Below are 16,815 nucleotides of genomic sequence, written 5' to 3' on the forward strand. Positions count from 1 at the left end.
GAGCCTTGCGGCGCGGCGGTCGCGGCGGTAGGGCGCCGAGGGCGCCGGGGCGCCGGTGGGCGCCCGCTACTCGCGCAGCGACGCGGGCGGAACGATCTCACCCTCGAGCGTGCGCACCCACCGCGCGCGCGTCGCACGGAACTCGGCGTGCGTCGCGAAGCGGTAGCGGTACGCCAGCACGCGCACCCATCGCGGTCGCTCGCCGCCGAACGGGTCGTGTGCGATGAGACGCAGCGTCGCGGCATCCGCCTCGAGCAGCCGCAGCAGGAACCGCTCGAACCAGGGCTCCCATCTGCGCCCCAGCGGCAGGAACCACATCAGCCAGTCGAGCCGCAGGTGGTACGGCGCCCACTGCCGCGGCACGGCGCGCACGTCGCCGGGCTTGCCCTTGAATTCGTACTCGCGCCAGTGCGCCTCGGGATCGTCGGGATCCGTGGCATCCGTGCCTTCGACGACGTACTCGATGCGACGCTTCGTGACGGTGCCGAACGCGCCGTATGCGTTGCCGAGCATGAACCGGTTGAAGCTCGCGTTCATGAGCTGGTGATTCGAGCACAGGTTGCGAAGCGGCGCCCAGGCGAGCACCAGGAACAGGCCGGATGCCACGAGCACCACGATCGCCCACCACAGCGGCGTCGTAGCGGCTTCGACACCGAGGTCGGCGGGGATCGCGGGGATCGTCCAGTGCCACGCCGAGTCGGTGATCGCGGAGGCGGCCAGCACGACGGTGATCCAGTTCAGCCACGCGAAGTTGCCGGTGAGGATGAGCCAGAACTGCGTGAGCACGATCACCGCCGCGGCCGCGCTGGCGACGGGCCCCGGCACGAACAGCAGGAACGGCACCGCGAGCTGCGCGACGTGGTTGCCCACGACCTCGAGTCGGTGGAACCACGGCGGCAGCAGGTGCGCCTGCCGGCTGAACGGCCCCGGCATCGGCTGCGTCTCGTGGTGGAACATCAGCGCGGTCAGGTCGCGCCACTCGCGCCCGCCGCGGATCTTGATCATGCCCGCCCCGAACTCGAGGCGGAAAACCAGCCACCACACCGCGATCAGGATCAGCAGTGGCGGTGGCTCGTGCACCGAGCCGAGGAACGCGACCGTGAACAGCGCTTCGCACAGCAGCATCTCCCAGCCGAACCCGTAGAACGTCTGCCCCACCACCACGATCGACAGGTAGAGCAGCCAGATCGCGAGGAAGACGAGGAGCGGCACCCAGGGCGGGCCGAGTTGCGGCAGCCCCAAGACGACGGATGCTCCGAGCGCGATGCCGATCGTCGCGACCGCGACGAGCCGCCGGTCGGTGTAGCCCCAGCGGAACAGGCTCGGCCCGCGCAGCCGCCCACCGGTCGCGCGCACGAGCTGCGGCACCGGCAGCAGCCCGTGCTCGCCGAGCAGCGGCCGGAACTGGTTCAGCGTCGACCAGAACGCGACCACCGCGATCGCAGCGACCCCGCGCTGCAGCACCTGCCGGCCGATCTCGTGGTCGCCGGCGCCGAGCCAGCCGAGCCAGCCGAGCCAGTCCATGACCACGCCGATCCCGTGCGTCCCGTCAGAACGAGTTGAGGTACACCCAGGGCAGGCGGTCCATCATGAGCCGGTGCCGGTCGAGGTCGGCGTCGGGCGCGTCGTCGGGCACGGCCGGTCGGTCGGCATGCTCGCCGTCGGCGTCGAACTCGGCGTCCTCCTGCCACACGATGACGGTGCGATCGCGCTGGAACCGCGACACATACGGCCGGATGTCACGACTCGCGAGCTCCCGCAGCGCCTGGTCGACCGACTCGGCGCGCTGCAGGGTGTGCAGCGTCACCCACGTCGGCGGCCACAGCGTCATGCCGCCCTGCGCGTGCCGGTCGAGGGCGTCGACCGGGCGGATCCACTCGACCGCCATCACCTCGTCGGGCGCCGGCCGCAGTTCGCCGTCGGGAACGCGGACCGCGAAGAACGTGGTGATGAGCCGCTTCTGGGCGCCTTCGGGCGGGGTCCACCGCGAGAACGGCACGAGGTCGGCCGGGTCGACGTCGAGGCCGACCTCCTCGCGAGTCTCGCGCGCGGCGGCGCGGCGGGCCGCCCACTCGCTGTGTTCGGCGTCGCCGCCGAGGTCCTCCTCGTCGACTGCGCCGCCCGGGAACACCCAGGCCCCCGCGAACGACCCGCGGTCACGCGGACGCTCGGCCAGCAGCACCTCGACCCCGAGCTCGCCGTCACGCAGCAGCACGACCGTGGCCGCGTGCCCGGCGGCGGTGCCGGCGGCGAGCGTCTCAAGATCGCTCTCCATGCGCTCCAGCGTAGGCCGCTCCCCACCGCTGGTCGAGTAGCGCGAAGCGCGTATCGAGACCCCGCGACATGGCTCACCGGGTCTCGATACGGTCGCTGCGCTCCCTACTCGACCAGCGGAAGGCTGCGGGTAGGCTGCCGCGCATGGAGCATCCCTCGGTCGCGCTCGTGCGCGCCCCGAACCCCGGCCCGATGACGCTCGACGGCACGAACTCGTACGTGCTGCGGGCGCCCGGGGCATCCGGTTGCGTCGTCGTCGACCCGGGCCCGCTCGACGACGCCCACCTCGACGCGCTCGCCGCGCATGGCCCGGTCGAGCTGATCCTGCTCACCCACCACCACCACGATCACAGCGATGCGATCGACGCGTTCCACACGCGCACGGGCGCGCCGGTGCGCGCGATCGACCCCACGTGGTGCCGCGACGCCTCCCCCGTCGTCGACGGCGAGCGCATCGCCGTGGCGGGGCTCGAGGTCGAGATCCTCGCAACGCCCGGGCACACCGCCGACTCCCTCTGCGTGCTGCTCGCCGACGAGGGCGAGCACGGCGCGGTGCTCACGGGCGACACCGTGCTCGGCAGCGGCACGACGATCATCGCCGACCCCGACGGCGCGCTCGGGCCCTACCTCGATTCGCTCGCGCGTCTGCGCGAGCTCGGCACGCCGGGCCCGGTCGCGGTGCTGCCGGGTCACGGCCCCGAGTTGCCCGACCTGCGGGCGATCTGCGAGGCGTACCTCGCCCACCGCGAGGAGCGGCTCGATCAGGTGCGCGCGGCGCTCGCCGCGATCGGGCCGGATGCCTCGACCGAAGCCGTGACCGACATCGTGTACGGCGACGTCGACCCGGCGGTCAGGTTCGCGGCCGAGGCATCCGTGCGCGCTCAGCTGGCGTACCTTCGGGCATGACGCGAGGGCGCCGGCTCCCCCAAGCCGACGCCCCCGCGAGTCGTTCGCTCAGCGGGGCTGATAGGTGAGGCAGTCGGCAGCGTCGGCGCCGGGGCCGACGCGCACGGCGGCCGCGGTGCACTCGAGCGAGGAGTTGTGCACGCACTCGGCGCGCTGGCAGGCGCCGACGTGCGACACCACCTTGTCGAGCCCGCCCTTCGAGCCGAGCGGGATGAACGTGGCGCACTCGGCGTCGCCGACGCCGCCGGCGATGGTGACCGCGGCGGCGTGACAGCTCGAGTGGTCGTTGTAGCTGCACCCGAGCACCGCGCACTCGCTGACTCGGGGCAGGTCGTCGATGGTCATGCTCATGAGGGGCCTCCGGACGCTCGTCGTTGCGCCCGATGGTACGCCGATGCCGCCGCATCCGATAGCAAGGCGAGCCTGATTTTTCGCAGGTCAGGGGGTGTTTTCAGGTAAGGCTAGCCTCACCTGCCCGACGCTCCCGACGATTGGCGGGGTCGTTCGGTTGGGCCGCTCGGGTCTCTATCCGACCGCGATCCGGCATCGGTCGGGCAACGATCGATCGCCGAGCTCGAGCGGATGCCTCGTGCACGGCAGGCTCGGATCATGCACCGGATCCTGCGATCGACGATCGCCGCGCTCGTGCTCGCTCCGCTGCTCTCGGGATGCGGGGGCTTCATGATCGCGTGTCCGGCGATCGGCTACCTCAACACCCTCGAGGTCGGGCTCTCGGGGGCGCGGTCGGGCGAGGTGGCGCTGGTCGAGTTGTGCGACGAGTTCGGATGCTCCGTGCCGGGCCCGACCGCGGCGGCGGATCCGCCGACCGCGGGCCCGTGGTACTCCGGCGAGGATCTCGGCACGGGAGCCTGGCGCTTCACGCTCGACATGTCGGCCCCCGAGGAGTTCGAGCTCATCGCGTACGGACCCGGCGTCACCGAGCTCGCCCGCGAGTCGTTCACCGCCGAGTGGCACCGCGTGGGCGGCTCCGCGAAGTGCGGCGGCCCGATGGCGACCGGCCCCGTCGAGTTCGTCATCGACTGAGCCGCACCCGCTCGCCGAAGCAACCGGTCTCGGGCAGGATGGGCGCATGGATGCCCCAGCCGCCCTCGAGGAGATCGCGCGCCTGCTCGAGCAGGAGCTCGCGAACCCGTTCAAGGCGAAGGCGTTCCGGCGCGCGCTCGCCGTGGTCGAGTCGCTGTCGGCCGACGAGGTCGCGGCGAAGCTCGCCGACGGCAGCCTCAAGCGCACTCCGGGCATCGGCGACACGACGTACGAGGTGATCGCCGAGGCATCCGCCGGTGCGGTGCCGGCCTACCTCGCCGACCTGCGCGAGAAGGCCGGGGTCGGCGCCGCCCGCACCGGGCTGCACGCACTGCTGCGGGCAGACCTGCACTGCCACAGCGAGTGGTCCGACGGCACGACGTCGATCGCCGCGATGGCGCACGCGGCCGCGGCGGCCGGGCTCGAGTACTTCGCGCTCACCGACCACTCGCCCAGCCTGCGCGTCGCGAACGGGCTGACCGCCGAGCGCCTCGCCTCGCAGCTCGAGATCGTCGAGGCGCTGAACGCGTCGGGCGAGCTCGGGGTGCGAATCCTGCCGGGCATCGAGGTCGACATCCTCGAAGACGGCTCGCTCGACCAGACCCCCGAGATGCTCGACCGGCTCGACGTCGTCGTCGCGAGCGTGCACTCCAAGCTGCGCTCACCCGGCGAGGCGATGACCGAGCGGATGCTCCGAGCCGTCGCCGACCCGCACACGAACGTGCTCGGGCACTGTACGGGCCGGCTCGTCCGCGGCTCGCGTGGCACGCGCCCGCAGTCCGAGTTCGACGCCGAGGCGGTATTCGCGGCGTGCGCGGCGAACGGGGTCGCGGTCGAGATCAACTCGCGGCCCGAGCGCGAGGATCCGCCCGACGAGCTGATCGCGCTGGCGCTCGGCGCCGGCTGCCTGTTCTCGATCGACAGCGACGGGCACGCGCCCGGCCACTACGCGTTCCTCCGCCTGGGCGCGGCGCGCGCCGAGACCGCCGGCATCCCGTCCGAGCGCATCGTGACGACCTGGCCCGTCGACGACCTGCTGGCGTGGTCGCGTCGCAACCGCTGACGCCGCGCACGGGCGCGCGCCCGCAAGCGCGCACCCGAACTCAGGCCGGCGCGTTGTCGGGGTCGACCGTTTCGGCGGTGTCGGCCTCGACCGCGTTGTCGACGTCGAGGTCGTCGGCGTTGGGGCCGTTCACCTCGGGCACCTCGTCCTCCGCGGCGGCGTCGGGCTCGGTGCCGGGTTCGGGCGACGTCGCCGCCACGCGCTCCAGCCAGTCGTCGTGCTGTCGGTCGCTCATCGGTTCGCCTCTCGATCGGATGCCCCGAGCCTGACCCGTTCGCCCGCCCCCGGCAACGCCTTGACGCACACGCGCGGGTGTGACATCCGCCGAACGGATGGCCACGCGAGCGCGTCGACGGCAGAATGGGCCCCGGGGGCGCACTGCGGCGCCGGCGAGGAGGAACCGATGACCACCGAAGCGATGCTCTGGGCAGCGCTCGCCACGATCGGAGCGGTCGGCGGCGTGCTGCTGCTCGCCGCCCTGTGGGCGCTCGTGAGGGCCCCGAAGCGCGACTGAGATGGCGGTCCGCAGCGCCGGGCTGCTGCTGGTCCGCCGCGCGCGCGTGCTCGAGGTGTACCTCGCGCACCTCGGCGGCCCGTTCTGGGCGCGCAAGACCGAGGGAGCCTGGTCGATTCCGAAGGGCGAGGTCGAGCCGGGCGAAGACGAAGCCGCAGCCGCCCGGCGCGAGTTCGCGGAGGAGATCGGCGCAGCCCCGCCCGCGAGCCCGCTCGTCGACCTCGGCGAGGTGCGGTACTCGTCGGGCAAGGTCGTGCACGTCTTCGCGCTCGAGGTCGACGACTTCGGCGTCGACCGGGTCGTGAGCAACGAGTTCGAGCTCGAGTGGCCGCCGCGGTCGGGCCGAAGGCAGCGGTTCCCCGAGATCGACGATGCCGGATGGTTCGGGCTCGACGCCGCGCGGCCGCTGCTGTCGTCGGGGCAGCGACCGGCGCTCGACCTGGTCGCGCAACGATTCGGCAACGAGGGGCTCTCAACTCCGTAACAAGGGCCCGCGAACCGCCCGGGCCGCCGCACGCGACCGGCACCATGGAAGGGTGACCGGGTCGGATGGCGTCGTCCCCTCGCGCGCCGCCGCGGGGGCGATCGTCGTACCCGCCGTCACCGGCGTTCTCGCCGCGCTCGCGCTGCTCGCCCTCGGCCAGGCGCCCGTCATCTGCAACGGAGTGCAGGTGTGCGCTGAGCCCGCCAGCCGCTTCGACGTCGCGATCTGGTGGACGGCGATCGTGCTCGTGCTCGCCGCGGCGGCGACCGTGACCGGCGCTCGTGCCACGACGTCCCGGCGCGTCCTGCTCGCCCGGGTGCTGTTCGGGCTGCAGGTCGCGGCGACGCTCGTCGGCGCGATCGTGACGCTCGCGGTCGGCGGCTTCACGATTCCGCTGTTCTACCTCTGAGTTACGCTCGGAGGATGTCCCACCTGCACCCCGAGACCGTCGCCGTCACCGCCGGTCGCCCCGCGCACGAATCCGACCAGCCGCTGAACGTGCCGATCCACCTCGCGTCGACCTACGTGGCGGGTGGCGAGCTCGAATACGGCCGGTACGGCAACCCGTCGTGGGCAGCGTTCGAAGACGTGCTCGGCGCGCTCGAGGGCGGTCGCTGCATCTCGCTCGCCTCGGGCATCGCCGCGACGTCGGCCGTGCTCGACCTGGTCGCGCCGGGCGGCATCGTCGTCGCCCCGCGGCACTCGTACACGGGCACCATCCTGCAGCTGGAAGACCGCGCGGCGGCCGGCCGCGTCGTGCTGCGGCTCGTCGACCTCACCGATGCCGACGCCGTGATCGCCGCGTGCGAGGGCGCCGCGATGCTCTGGTTCGAGTCGCCGACGAACCCGGCGCTGGAGGTCGCCGACATCGCCGCCCTCACGTCCGGCGCGCACGCGCACGGCGCGCTCGTGGTGGTCGACAACACGTTCGCGACGCCGCTGCGGCAGAAGCCGCTCGCGCAGGGCGCCGACCTCGTCGTGCACTCGGCGACGAAGGCGATCTCGGGCCACAGCGACCTCATCATGGGCGCGGTCATCGCCGCCGACGCCGCCCATGCCGAGCAGCTCGTCGCACGCCGGTCGCTGGGCGGGGCGGTTCCGTCGGCGTTCGAGGCGTTCCTCGCGCTGCGGGGGCTGCGCACCCTCGCGGTGCGGCTCGACCGGGCCGAAGCGACCGCCCGCGAGCTGGTGAAGCGACTCAGCGACCACCCGCGGCTCGAGCAGGTGCGCTACCCCGGCTTCAGCACGGTCGTGTCGATCGTGGTGCGCGGCGGCGCCGAGGCGGCCGATGCGCTCACGGGTTCGACGAAGCTCTGGATCCACGCGACGAGCCTCGGCGGCGTCGAGTCGACGTTCGAGCGGCGCCGCCGCTGGGCGGCCGAAGCCGACACCATCCCCGCCGGGCTCGTGCGCCTCTCGGTCGGGCTCGAGCATGCCGACGACCTCGCCGACGACCTGATCCGCGCGCTCGACGCGATCGGCTGAGCGCCGCGGGCTCCGCCACCGGTTCTCATCGTTCCGGTCGGTGTGCGGCCGGCGAAAACAGGATGAGCCGGGTCATGCGGCCTCCACAGCGGCCACGACCCGGCTCATCCTGTTTTCGGCATCGGGAGGCAGGATGTCGCCCCCGGAGATGCGGGCCGCGGGCGGAACGGGCGGGGAGCCCGATGCGGATGCCTCAGCCGGCGTGCCCGTCGAAGAGCAGCGTCGGCACCGGCCCGAACAGCCCCGCTCGCACCCGCAGGCGCCGTACGTCGTCGCCGGCGAAGCCGGCCGCGGCGAGGTTGGCGGCGGTGTCGCGGTCCCAGTGGCAGCCGTGGCAGAACCGCACCGACAGCGGGGTGGCGGTGCGCTGGACGACGCGCTTGACGGTGCGGGGCGGTGCCACGACGTGATCGACGAACACCACCCGGCCGCCCGGCACGAGCACGCGGCGCACCTCGGCGAGCGCCGCGGCGGGGTCGGTCACCGAGCAGAGCACGTAGGTGCCGACGACGGCGTCGACCGACGCGTCGGGCAGCGGAATCCGCTCGGCCACCCCGTCGATGGGCGCAGCCTCGTGCCGCCACTCGCGCGCGCGGGTCGCGAGTTCGGTACGGCGGTCGGCGTCGGGTTCCAGGCCGATCCACGTGACATCCGGATGCAGCGCACCGAAGTTCTCGCCGTCGCCCGCGCCGATCTCGAGCACGCGGCCTCGTACCCGGCCGACGAACTCGCGTTCGAGCTCGTCGAGCGCGTCGTCGTCGATGAGCGGCGGGCTGGTGCGATCGGTCATCCCGGCCATGCGACCACGCTTCGTCGGCGACGTCAACCGGGCGCTCAGGCGACGGCGTCGCCGAGCAGTTCGGCCAACGGCACGCCGCCCGCGGTGTGCACCGTCCAGCCGGAGGCATCCGCTTCGATCAGCGAGGCCGAGCAGTTGTCGAGCTTGGGGTAGTCGGCGGCATCGTGCCCGGTGATCTCGGCGAGCGTGCGTCGGATGAGCGTGCCGTGCGCGACGGCGAGCACGCTGCGGCCGGGGTGGTCGGCGCGGATGCGCTCGAGCCCGCGCAGGCCGCGCGGGCCGACCTCGGCGGCGGGCTCGGCGTTCGGGATCGTGTCGCGCACGGGCCAGCGGTGCCGCACCTCGGCGACGAGCATGCCCTCGGCGTCGCCGAACTCCTCTTCGACGAGCTCGTCGTAGGCCCCGCCGAGTTCGATGCCGAGCTCGGCGGCGAGGATCGCGGCGGTCTCGCGGGCGCGGCCGAGGGTGGAGGAGACGACGAGGTTCCACGGGGCGAGGGCGGCGATGCCGGATGCCGCGGCTCGCGCCTGCGCGCGGCCGGTCGCGTTCAGCGGGATGTCGGCGCGGCCTTGCATGCGCAGCGCGAGGTTCCAGTCGGTCTGACCGTGGCGGATGAGAGCGAGCAGCACCCGCCGAGCCTACCGGCACCCGGCTGGGAGCAGGGTCGGAGGGCGGTGTCAGCCGCCGCCGAGACCGACGCGGTCGGGCACCTGCGCTGCGACGGTGGGCAGCCACCGGTCGACGTCGGGCCAGGCTCGTCCGGTGGGAAGCCTGCGCAGCAGGCGCGCGAGGGAGTCATCGGCGTCGGACCAGGGGATGACCCGCGTCGGCGAGGCCTCGGCGACGACGCCGAGCCACCAGTGCTTCCAGGTGGTCGGCAGGCTCTCGGGGTGCAGCACGACGTAGTAGTCGGGCACGTGGATGGCTCGGCGGGCGGATGCCTCGACGGCGCGTTCGATCTCGAGCTCCAGCACCTCGAACGTCGACTGGTCGTCGAAGAACTCGACCCACGCCGCTGCGACATGGCCGAGCGGGTCGTGGTCATGCACGACGTACGGTTTCGCGCCGGCGGCCGACCACCGCGAGACGTCGGCATCCGAGGCATCCGGCGCATCGCCGAAGGTGGCCGCGCGCACGTTCGGGAACCGCTCGAGGGCGTGGATCGCGGTCGCCGCCTCATCGCCGACGACGACCAGCGTGGTGCTGACCGGTGGCTCCATTTCCGCAGTCTACGACGGCGACGGCTATGACACCGGCGGCCTCGCCGGAGGCATCCGTCGCACCTGACCGGTCTTCTCGGCGACCGGAAGCAGCATGAGGGGCCGTGCGAGCACCCAGCCGATCGCCATCACCGCGACCGACACCGCGAACACGGCGAACCCGACCCAGTCGTCGACGTCGCGCGACGCGTACATGACGTTGAGGTTGCGCAGCACCCCGGTCGCGAACACGAGCACGACGTGCACGAACGTGAACGCCAGCAGGAACAGCATGGTCGGGAAGTGCCAGGCCCGCGCGAACCTCTCAGAGGGCAGCCCGGTCAGCCGGCCCGTAGCCGGCCACACCGGCGAGAGCCGCAGCCCGGTCAGCACCGCGACAGGAGCTGCGATGAACACGACGACGAAGTAGCTCAACACCTGCAACGCGTTGTAGACCACCCACGCGTTCTCGATCGGCCACTCGAGCGACGCGTACTGCAGCCCGACCGAGATCGCGTTCGGCACGATGCTCCAGTCGGTCGGCACGATACGCACCCACTGCCCGGTCGCGAACAGCAGCGCGACGTAGACGAGGCCGTTCAGCACCCAGAACGCGTCGACCCACAGGTGCAGCCACAGCGAGATGCCGAGGCGCCGCGGCGTGCGCTTCGTTCGGGGCCAGCGGCTGTTGTCGCGGGTCCAGAACGCCGACGGCCGCTGCTTCTGGCGCAGGATGAGCCCCGTACGCACGAGCATGACCAAGAGGAAGGCATTGAAGAAGTGCTGCCAACCGACCCACGCCGGAATCCCGACGGGCGCCCAGTCGGGCAGCGGCGCCTCGCCCGGGAACTCCTCGAGGAACGCGGCGACCTCGGGAAAGGTGCGCAGCCACTTCGCGAGCACGACCACGATCGCGAATGCGACGACCGCGACGAGCGCCCACCGGGCGACGCGCTTCCACGAGACGTCGGCGAGCGCGGTGCGGATGGTGGGGTCGGGCACCAGATCACGATGGCAAACCGGATGCCCCGATGCAAACTACGTCGCCATCGTGTCCGTACCGTCGCTCAGGACGGCGGAGATCAGGCCGAAGACGTTGTGGTCGGGGTCGAGCAGGTAGCCGACGCGGCCGACGCCCGGCAGGTCCTCGAGCGGCACCGACTCGATCGCGCCGAGTTCGAGTGCCTTCGCGAAGCTCTCGTCGGCGTCGTCGACGCCGATCACGACGGTGCAGCCGTTCACCGGCGCACCGATCTCGGGTGCCGACCCGTCGCTCTCGGGCACCCCGGGGGCACCGCGTCGGGTCAGCCCGCCGTTGATGCCGTGCCCGGCTTCGCCGGCGTTGCGGATCGACCCCTCGCCGGTGTCGATGACCCAGTACTCCTGGTCGCCGAACTGCGTGAACTCCCACCCGAACAACCCGGTGTAGAAGTCGATGAGCCGCTGCGGCTCGGACGCGTGGATCTCGAAGTGGACGACGAGGCTCGCCATGGTTCCCCCTTGCGGTTTCGGCCGGTGCCTGCCGCTGCCGGTCCGTCGCGGACACGCTCACGCGTCACGCTACGCCGTGTGCAACGCCGCCTCCACCCCTCGTCGTTGACGCGGGCCCCGCCGCAGACGAGGATCGGCCTCGAACGCTTCGAGATCGGAGACCGGATGCCTCGCTACGAGCCGCACGGACACGACGACGGCAGCACGCGGGTCGGCGACGAGCACGACGTCGCCGACGAGCGCGCGCATCCCGACGAACCGCACCCGCGCATCGTGTCGACCGCGCGGTTCGACGAGCTTCGCGAGGACTACTGCCGCCGATGCGGCATCGCGCTCGTGCCCGGCGAGGCGCACCTGCATTGAGCGGCTCGCACCGCCCCTGCGGGATCAGACGTCGGTGTGCCCCAGCATCGGCCCGGCGATGAAGCGCGCGGATGCCTCTGCGAGCGCCTCGAGCTCGAGCACGACGAGCTCGTTGCGCTCACGCCTCGTCACCGGCCCGGGCACGATGAGGGTGCGCTGGGGTCCGCGCCGCCAGTAGCGGCCGAGCAGGACTCCGTTCACCCAGACGAGCCCCTTGCCCCAGTCGCCGGTGTCGAGGAACAGGTCGGCCGGTTCGTCGAGGTCGAACGCAGTGGTCCAGAACCGCGGGCCGGCCACTGGGCCGGCCTCGGCAACGGCCCACTCGCGCGCGAGCCCCGGCACACGATCGAGGTCGAGCGGGCGGGCGCGCCAGCCGCGCAGCCGGTCGCCGTCGAGCGCGACGCCGCCGATCAGCCCCTTGTGCTCGCCGATCCGCGGGCCGTAATTCACCCGACCCTGGTCTTCGACGATGAGCGCGAGCTCGCCCCTGGCGTCGGGCAGTGCGATCGCCCGCTCGTGGGCGTCGCGGGCGAGCAGGCCGACGGGCGCACCGTCGATGAGCACCCACGCGCGGTCGCGCACCTCGTCGCCGACGACGAGGGTCGCCGACCGCGGGGCATCCGTGCCGTCGGCTTCGCTCGCTCTGCTCGGCAGCGTCGTCGTGAAGATCGCGATGCCGCGGTCGTGCGCGAGGTCGTCGAAGCTCGGCAGCGCGTCGTGGTCGGATGCCTCGCCCAGCCGGTCGGCGACGGCGATGAGCGCCGGGCCGGGCACGAGCGGCGCCGTGAGCTCGGGCGCGTCGGGCGCCGACGCCGGCAACTCGTCGGGCACGGGCGCGTACTTGGCGATGACCTCGCGGAAGGCGAAGAACTTCTCGGTCGGATGCCCCGCCTCATCCAGCGGCGCGTCGTAGTCGTAGCTCGTGGTGATCGGCGCGTAACGCCCCTTGTCGTTCGCACCGTTCGTGAGGCCGAAGTTCGTGCCGCCGTGGAACATGTAGATGTTGACCGATCCGCCCGCGGCGAGCAGCGCGTCGAGTTCCGCGGCACTCGCCGCGGCATCCGTCTCGTGGTGGTGCGACCCCCAGTCGTCGAACCAACCGCACCAGAACTCCATGCACATGAGCGGCCCGGTGGGCTGGGCCTCGCGCAGTGTCGTCAGCCGCTGCGCGGTGTGCGAGCCGAACGAGCCGGTCTTGTGGAGGCCAGGCAGGCCGCCGTCGGCGAGCATCTGCGGCGTCGGCTGGTCGATCGTGATGAGCGGCACGGTGATGCCCGACTCGCGCGTGACCTGGACGAGCGTTTCGAGGTAGTCCTTGTCGGCGCCGTACGCACCGTACTCGTTCTCGATCTGGACGAGCACGACCGGGCCGCCGACGTCGATCTGGCGGGGCACGACGATCTCGGAGACGTGCTCGAGATAGTCTGCGACCGCCTCGAGGTAGCGCGGCTCGCTACGGCGGATGCCGACCTCGGGGTCGCGGAAGAGCCAGGCGGGCAGACCGCCGTTGTCCCACTCGGCGCAGATGTACGGGCCGGGGCGCACGATCGCATGCAGGCCCTCGGCGGCGACGAGGTCGAGGAACCGACCGAGGTCGAGGTCGCCGTCGGCTCGCCACTGGCCGCGCCGCGGTTCGTGCGCGTTCCACGCGACGTAGGTCTCGATGGTGTTGAGGCCCATCAGCCTGGCTTTGCGGATTCGGTCTGCCCACAGGTCGGGGTGGACGCGGAAGTAGTGCAGCGCCCCCGAGAGGATGCGGTGCGGTCGCCCGTCGAGTTCGAAGTCGGTCGGGCCGATCGCGAAGCGGCTCATTGTTCTCCTGTGGTGCGGGGTGGAAACGCGTGGGGGCGGCAGGTCGCCGCCCCCACCCGGTCGGACGGGCTACTTGTTGACGCTGAAGCCCTGATCGTTGCCGTAGGCGACGAGCTTGTCCTGCCAGTCGGCGAGGCCGTCGTTCAGGTCGCTCGCGTTCGCGTACGCCTGGCCGACCGTATCGCCGAAGATGCTGTTCGCGTACACCTGGTACGGCAGGTACTGCCATCCGCTCGAGACGTCCTTCGAGGCCTGCACGAGCACCTCGTTGATCTTCTGGCCGCCGAAGTAGTCGGACTCGTACGCCAGGAAGCCGGGGTCGTTCAGCTCTGCGGTGGTCGACGGGAACCCGCCCGATGCGAGGAAGATCTCGATCGACGCGGGGTCGCTGTTCAGCCAACGCAGGAACGCCGCCGCCAGTGCCGGGTTCTTGGACTGCTTCGTCACCGACTGGCCACCGCCGCCGTTCTCGGCCGACACCGCGGTGCCGTCGTAGGTCGGCATCGGGGCGACCGCCCAGTCGCCGGCCGCGTCGGCCACGCTCGACTCGAGCACGCCGGGCATCCAGGCACCGGTCACGAGCGTCGCGATCGACCCGTCGGCGAGGCCCTGGTACCACTCGTCGGTCCAGCCGGGCGTCGGCGAAAGCAGGCCCTCCTGCACGAGCTGGTTCCAGACGCCGGTCCACTGCTGGGTGCCCTCGTCGGCGAGGTCGATCGTGATGTCGGTGCCGTCGACCTGGAACGGGCGGCCGCCGGCCTGCCAGATCATGCTGGTCGTGAATCCGGCGTCGCCGGTGTCGGAGGTGATGTACTTCGTCGGGTCGGCGGTGTGCAGCTGCCGGGCCGCGTCGGCGTACTCGTCCCAGGTGGCGGGCACGGCGATGCCGTACTGGTCGAAGACCGCCTTGTTGTAGAACAGCGCCATGGGGCCCGAGTCCTGCGGCAGGCCGACGAGCTTGCCGCCGACGTTCACGGCGCCCCAGGTCGACGCGCTGAACTGGTCTTCGAGCGAGTCGAGGCCATATTGTCCGAGGTCGAGGAGCGAGTCCGACAGGGCGAACTGCGGGATCGCGTAGTACTCGATCTGCACGACGTCGGGGGCGCCCGAGCCCGCCTTGATCGCATTCTGCAGCTTCGTGTACTCGTCGGTGTTCGTGCCGGCGTTGACGAGCTCGACGTCGACGTTCGGGTACGCCTCCTCGAACGCGGCGACCTGCGCCTCGGCGCTGGGGGTCCAGCTCCAGTACGTGATCGTGCCGCCCTGTTCGAGCGCGGCGTCGAGGTCGGAGGCCCCGCCCGAACCCGACTCGCCGCCAGACGAGGGCGAGCAGGCGGCGAGGGCCGCCGTTGCGATCGCGGCGGTCGCCGCGACGGCCAGCGTGCGCCGGAGGGCGCTGTGGTGGTTGGACATGTGCGGGGTTCCCTTCACTTCTTCGTGCTGTGCGTGGTGCATGGGGTGGTGCGCGTCGACGAGCGACGCGGGCGCGTCACTGCTTGACGCTTCCGGCGCTGAGCCCCGACTGCCAGAACCGCTGCAAGCCGAGGAACGCGACGACGATGGGGATGATCGTGAGGAGCGACCCCGTGATCACCAGGTTGTAGATGGGCTGGGCGCTCACGCCGGTCGCCTGCGCGCTCCATTGGTTGAGCCCGACCGTGAGCGGATACCACGCCGGGTCGCTCAGCATGATGAGCGGCAGGAAGTAGTTGTTCCAGGTCGCCACCACGGTGAACAGCAGCACCGTCACGATGCCGGGCGCGAGGAGGCGGATCGAGATCGTGAAGAACGTGCGGAACTCGCCCGCGCCGTCCATGCGGGCGGCCTCGAGCAGTTCGGTCGGCACCGAGTCGACGGCGTACACCCAGACCAGATAGAGGCCGAACGGGCTGATCAGCGACGGGATGATGATCGCCCACGGCGTGTTCGTCAGGCCGAGGCTCGAGAACAGCAGGAACGTCGGCACCGCAAGCGCCGTGCCCGGCACCGCGATCGCCCCGAGCACCACGGCGAAGATCGCCCGGCGCCCGGCGAACCGGAACTTCGCGAGCCCGTATCCTGCGAGCGTCGCGAGCAGGGTCGCACCGCCCGCGCCCACCACGACGTAGAGCAGCGTGTTGCCGAGCCAGCGCAGGAAGATGCCGTCGCGGTAGGTCAGCGTCTCCCAGATGTTCTGGAACAGCACGAAGTCGTCGTCGAACCAGAGCCCGAAGCTCGAGAACAACCCGGCCTGGGTCTTCGTCGAGTTGATGACGAGCCAGAGGATGGGCACCAGCGCGTAGATCGCGAGCAGCACCATGAGGATCGTGAACGCGACCGACTTGCGCGGACGCAATGGCGAGACCGGGTGCCGGCCGCGAGCGCCGCGACCTTCGCCACCACCGCGTCGCGAGGCATCCGCCGTGGTCATCGCCTCGGTGAGCGTGGTCATCGCACCTCCTTGCGCGAACCGCGCAGCTGCACGACGTACGCGATCACCGCGGTGATCACGCCCATGACGATCGCGACCGTCGCCGAGTAGTTGTACTGCTGGCCCGCGAACGACAGGTTGTAGGCGTACATGTTCGGGGTGAAGAACGTCGTGATGATGTTCGGTGCGAGCGTGCGCAGGATGTTCGGCTCGTTGAAGAGCTGGAAGCTGCCGATGATCGAGAAGATCGTCGCGATCACGATGGCCCCGCGCAGTGCCGGGATCTTGATGGCGGTGATGACCCGGGTCGGCCCGGCGCCGTCGATCGCTGCGGCTTCGTAGAGCTCGGTCGGGATCACCTTCAGCGCCGAGTAGAAGATCAGCATGTTGTAGCCGACGAACTCCCAGGTCACGATGTTGCCGATCGAGACGAGGATCCAGTCGCGCGCGAAGGGGGCGATGGCGGATGCTCCGAGCCAGTCGTTCACGTTGCCGACGAGTCCGAACTTGTCGCCGTAGATGAACCCCCACATGAGCACCGCGACGACGGCGGGCACCGCGTACGGCAGGAAGACCGCGATGCGGAAGAACCCCGATGCGTGCAGCCGGGCGCTGTCGATGGCGAGGGCCGCGACGAGGGCGATCGCGAGCATGATCGGCACTTGGACGACGAGGAACAGGAGGACCCGGAGGAAGCCGTCCCAGAACTGGGGATCCTCGAGCAGCTGCGCGTAGTTCTGGAGGCCCACGAAAGCGTTGCCGCCCACCAGTTGTTCGCGGAACAGGCTGAGCCAGATCGAGTACGCGACCGGTGCGATGAACACGAGCAGGAACACGATGAGGAACGGCGCGGTGAACGCGAGGCCCTTCCACTCGTTGCGGTTCACCCGCCGGGGCCGACGCGGTCGCCCCGATGGCGCCGCGTTCGGGGGCCGCAGCGCGGTCGAGGGGTGGGACATCGTCGTCATTCG

20 protein-coding genes are annotated in these 16,815 nt (G+C 71.4%); 7 read left to right on the forward strand and 13 right to left on the reverse strand.

The genetic code is table 11. The features are described from left to right. Nucleotides 1–66: 66 nt before the first annotated feature. Together FLP10_RS04485 and FLP10_RS04490 are read right to left on the reverse strand one after the other, a co-directional pair. Nucleotides 67–1,524, reverse strand: coding sequence for a lipase maturation factor family protein (locus FLP10_RS04485; RefSeq protein WP_149159782.1), 1,458 nt, complete (start codon nt 1,522–1,524; stop codon nt 67–69). A 25-nt stretch (nt 1,525–1,549) separates the two neighbouring features. After that, a complete protein-coding gene (locus FLP10_RS04490) occupies nt 1,550–2,275 on the reverse strand; it encodes an NUDIX domain-containing protein (RefSeq protein WP_149159783.1) in 726 nt (241 codons plus the stop codon). A gap of 143 nt (nt 2,276–2,418) precedes the next feature. Here FLP10_RS04490 and FLP10_RS04495 point away from each other — a divergent pair, with 143 nt between their 5' ends. Beyond that, entirely contained in the window at nt 2,419–3,180 is a 762-nt protein-coding gene (locus FLP10_RS04495; RefSeq protein ID WP_149159784.1) for an MBL fold metallo-hydrolase, read from the forward strand. A 48-nt stretch (nt 3,181–3,228) separates the two neighbouring features. On the opposite strand, the gene FLP10_RS04500 is transcribed toward FLP10_RS04495, so the two are convergent. Next, nucleotides 3,229–3,531 (reverse strand): DUF1540 domain-containing protein, encoded by a 303-nt coding sequence (locus FLP10_RS04500; RefSeq protein ID WP_149159785.1) that lies wholly within the window; start codon nt 3,529–3,531, stop codon nt 3,229–3,231. A gap of 258 nt (nt 3,532–3,789) precedes the next feature. Between FLP10_RS04500 and FLP10_RS04505 the strand changes: the two genes are divergently transcribed. Beyond that, complete coding sequence (locus FLP10_RS04505) at nt 3,790–4,224, forward strand: hypothetical protein (protein ID WP_149159786.1); 435 nt, start codon at nt 3,790–3,792, stop codon at nt 4,222–4,224. Between the two features lie 46 nt (nt 4,225–4,270). Next, nucleotides 4,271–5,287, forward strand: coding sequence for a PHP domain-containing protein (locus tag FLP10_RS04510; RefSeq protein ID WP_149159787.1), 1,017 nt, complete (start codon nt 4,271–4,273; stop codon nt 5,285–5,287). Nucleotides 5,288–5,327: 40 nt separating this feature from the next. On the opposite strand, the gene FLP10_RS04515 is transcribed toward FLP10_RS04510, so the two are convergent. Beyond that, the gene (locus tag FLP10_RS04515) at nt 5,328–5,522 is read right to left on the reverse strand and encodes a hypothetical protein (RefSeq protein WP_149159788.1); all 195 of its coding nucleotides are present in this window, start codon (nt 5,520–5,522) and stop codon (nt 5,328–5,330) included. 280 nt (nt 5,523–5,802) lie between these two features. Between FLP10_RS04515 and FLP10_RS04520 the strand changes: the two genes are divergently transcribed. The 3 genes from FLP10_RS04520 to FLP10_RS04530 are packed head-to-tail and all read left to right on the forward strand — an operon-like array spanning nt 5,803 to nt 7,770. Continuing rightward, the gene (locus FLP10_RS04520) at nt 5,803–6,285 is read left to right on the forward strand and encodes an NUDIX hydrolase (protein WP_149159789.1); all 483 of its coding nucleotides are present in this window, start codon (nt 5,803–5,805) and stop codon (nt 6,283–6,285) included. A gap of 52 nt (nt 6,286–6,337) precedes the next feature. After that, on the forward strand, nt 6,338–6,694 hold the full coding sequence (locus FLP10_RS04525) for a hypothetical protein (RefSeq protein ID WP_149159790.1): 357 nt from the start codon (nt 6,338–6,340) through the stop codon (nt 6,692–6,694). 14 nt (nt 6,695–6,708) lie between these two features. Then, nucleotides 6,709–7,770 (forward strand): trans-sulfuration enzyme family protein, encoded by a 1,062-nt coding sequence (locus FLP10_RS04530; RefSeq protein WP_149159791.1) that lies wholly within the window; start codon nt 6,709–6,711, stop codon nt 7,768–7,770. A gap of 193 nt (nt 7,771–7,963) precedes the next feature. On the opposite strand, the gene FLP10_RS04535 is transcribed toward FLP10_RS04530, so the two are convergent. The 5 genes from FLP10_RS04535 to FLP10_RS04555 are packed head-to-tail and all read right to left on the reverse strand — an operon-like array spanning nt 7,964 to nt 11,259. Then, the gene (locus tag FLP10_RS04535; RefSeq protein ID WP_168209100.1) at nt 7,964–8,560 is read right to left on the reverse strand and encodes a class I SAM-dependent methyltransferase; all 597 of its coding nucleotides are present in this window, start codon (nt 8,558–8,560) and stop codon (nt 7,964–7,966) included. Nucleotides 8,561–8,604: 44 nt separating this feature from the next. Next, nucleotides 8,605–9,198, reverse strand: coding sequence for a histidine phosphatase family protein (locus FLP10_RS04540; protein WP_149159793.1), 594 nt, complete (start codon nt 9,196–9,198; stop codon nt 8,605–8,607). 48 nt (nt 9,199–9,246) lie between these two features. Beyond that, nucleotides 9,247–9,789: a hypothetical protein gene (locus tag FLP10_RS04545; protein WP_149159794.1), complete on the reverse strand. Its 543-nt coding sequence runs from the start codon at nt 9,787–9,789 to the stop codon at nt 9,247–9,249. A 24-nt stretch (nt 9,790–9,813) separates the two neighbouring features. Then, nucleotides 9,814–10,770 carry a cytochrome b/b6 domain-containing protein gene (locus FLP10_RS04550; RefSeq protein WP_149159795.1) on the reverse strand — a complete coding sequence of 319 codons (957 nt, stop codon included), beginning with the start codon at nt 10,768–10,770 and terminating at the stop codon, nt 9,814–9,816. A 36-nt stretch (nt 10,771–10,806) separates the two neighbouring features. After that, complete coding sequence (locus tag FLP10_RS04555) at nt 10,807–11,259, reverse strand: VOC family protein (RefSeq protein WP_149159796.1); 453 nt, start codon at nt 11,257–11,259, stop codon at nt 10,807–10,809. A gap of 165 nt (nt 11,260–11,424) precedes the next feature. Here FLP10_RS04555 and FLP10_RS04560 point away from each other — a divergent pair, with 165 nt between their 5' ends. Continuing rightward, nucleotides 11,425–11,622, forward strand: coding sequence for a hypothetical protein (locus FLP10_RS04560; RefSeq protein WP_149159797.1), 198 nt, complete (start codon nt 11,425–11,427; stop codon nt 11,620–11,622). A 24-nt stretch (nt 11,623–11,646) separates the two neighbouring features. Here the strand turns inward: FLP10_RS04560 and FLP10_RS04565 are convergent, their stop codons facing one another. From FLP10_RS04565 to FLP10_RS04580, 4 genes are all read right to left on the reverse strand, one after another. After that, a complete protein-coding gene (locus FLP10_RS04565) occupies nt 11,647–13,434 on the reverse strand; it encodes a glycoside hydrolase family 35 protein (RefSeq protein ID WP_149159798.1) in 1,788 nt (595 codons plus the stop codon). 69 nt (nt 13,435–13,503) lie between these two features. Continuing rightward, nucleotides 13,504–14,847 carry an ABC transporter substrate-binding protein gene (locus tag FLP10_RS04570; RefSeq protein WP_149159799.1) on the reverse strand — a complete coding sequence of 448 codons (1,344 nt, stop codon included), beginning with the start codon at nt 14,845–14,847 and terminating at the stop codon, nt 13,504–13,506. A gap of 76 nt (nt 14,848–14,923) precedes the next feature. Continuing rightward, the gene (locus FLP10_RS04575; RefSeq protein WP_246150346.1) at nt 14,924–15,733 is read right to left on the reverse strand and encodes a carbohydrate ABC transporter permease; all 810 of its coding nucleotides are present in this window, start codon (nt 15,731–15,733) and stop codon (nt 14,924–14,926) included. A gap of 128 nt (nt 15,734–15,861) precedes the next feature. Further along, nucleotides 15,862–16,812 carry a carbohydrate ABC transporter permease gene (locus tag FLP10_RS04580; RefSeq protein WP_149159800.1) on the reverse strand — a complete coding sequence of 317 codons (951 nt, stop codon included), beginning with the start codon at nt 16,810–16,812 and terminating at the stop codon, nt 15,862–15,864. Nucleotides 16,813–16,815: the final 3 nt, after the last annotated feature.

It is taken from the genome of Agromyces intestinalis (genome assembly GCF_008365295.1).
Classification (GTDB): Bacteria; Actinomycetota; Actinomycetes; order Actinomycetales; family Microbacteriaceae; genus Agromyces; species Agromyces intestinalis.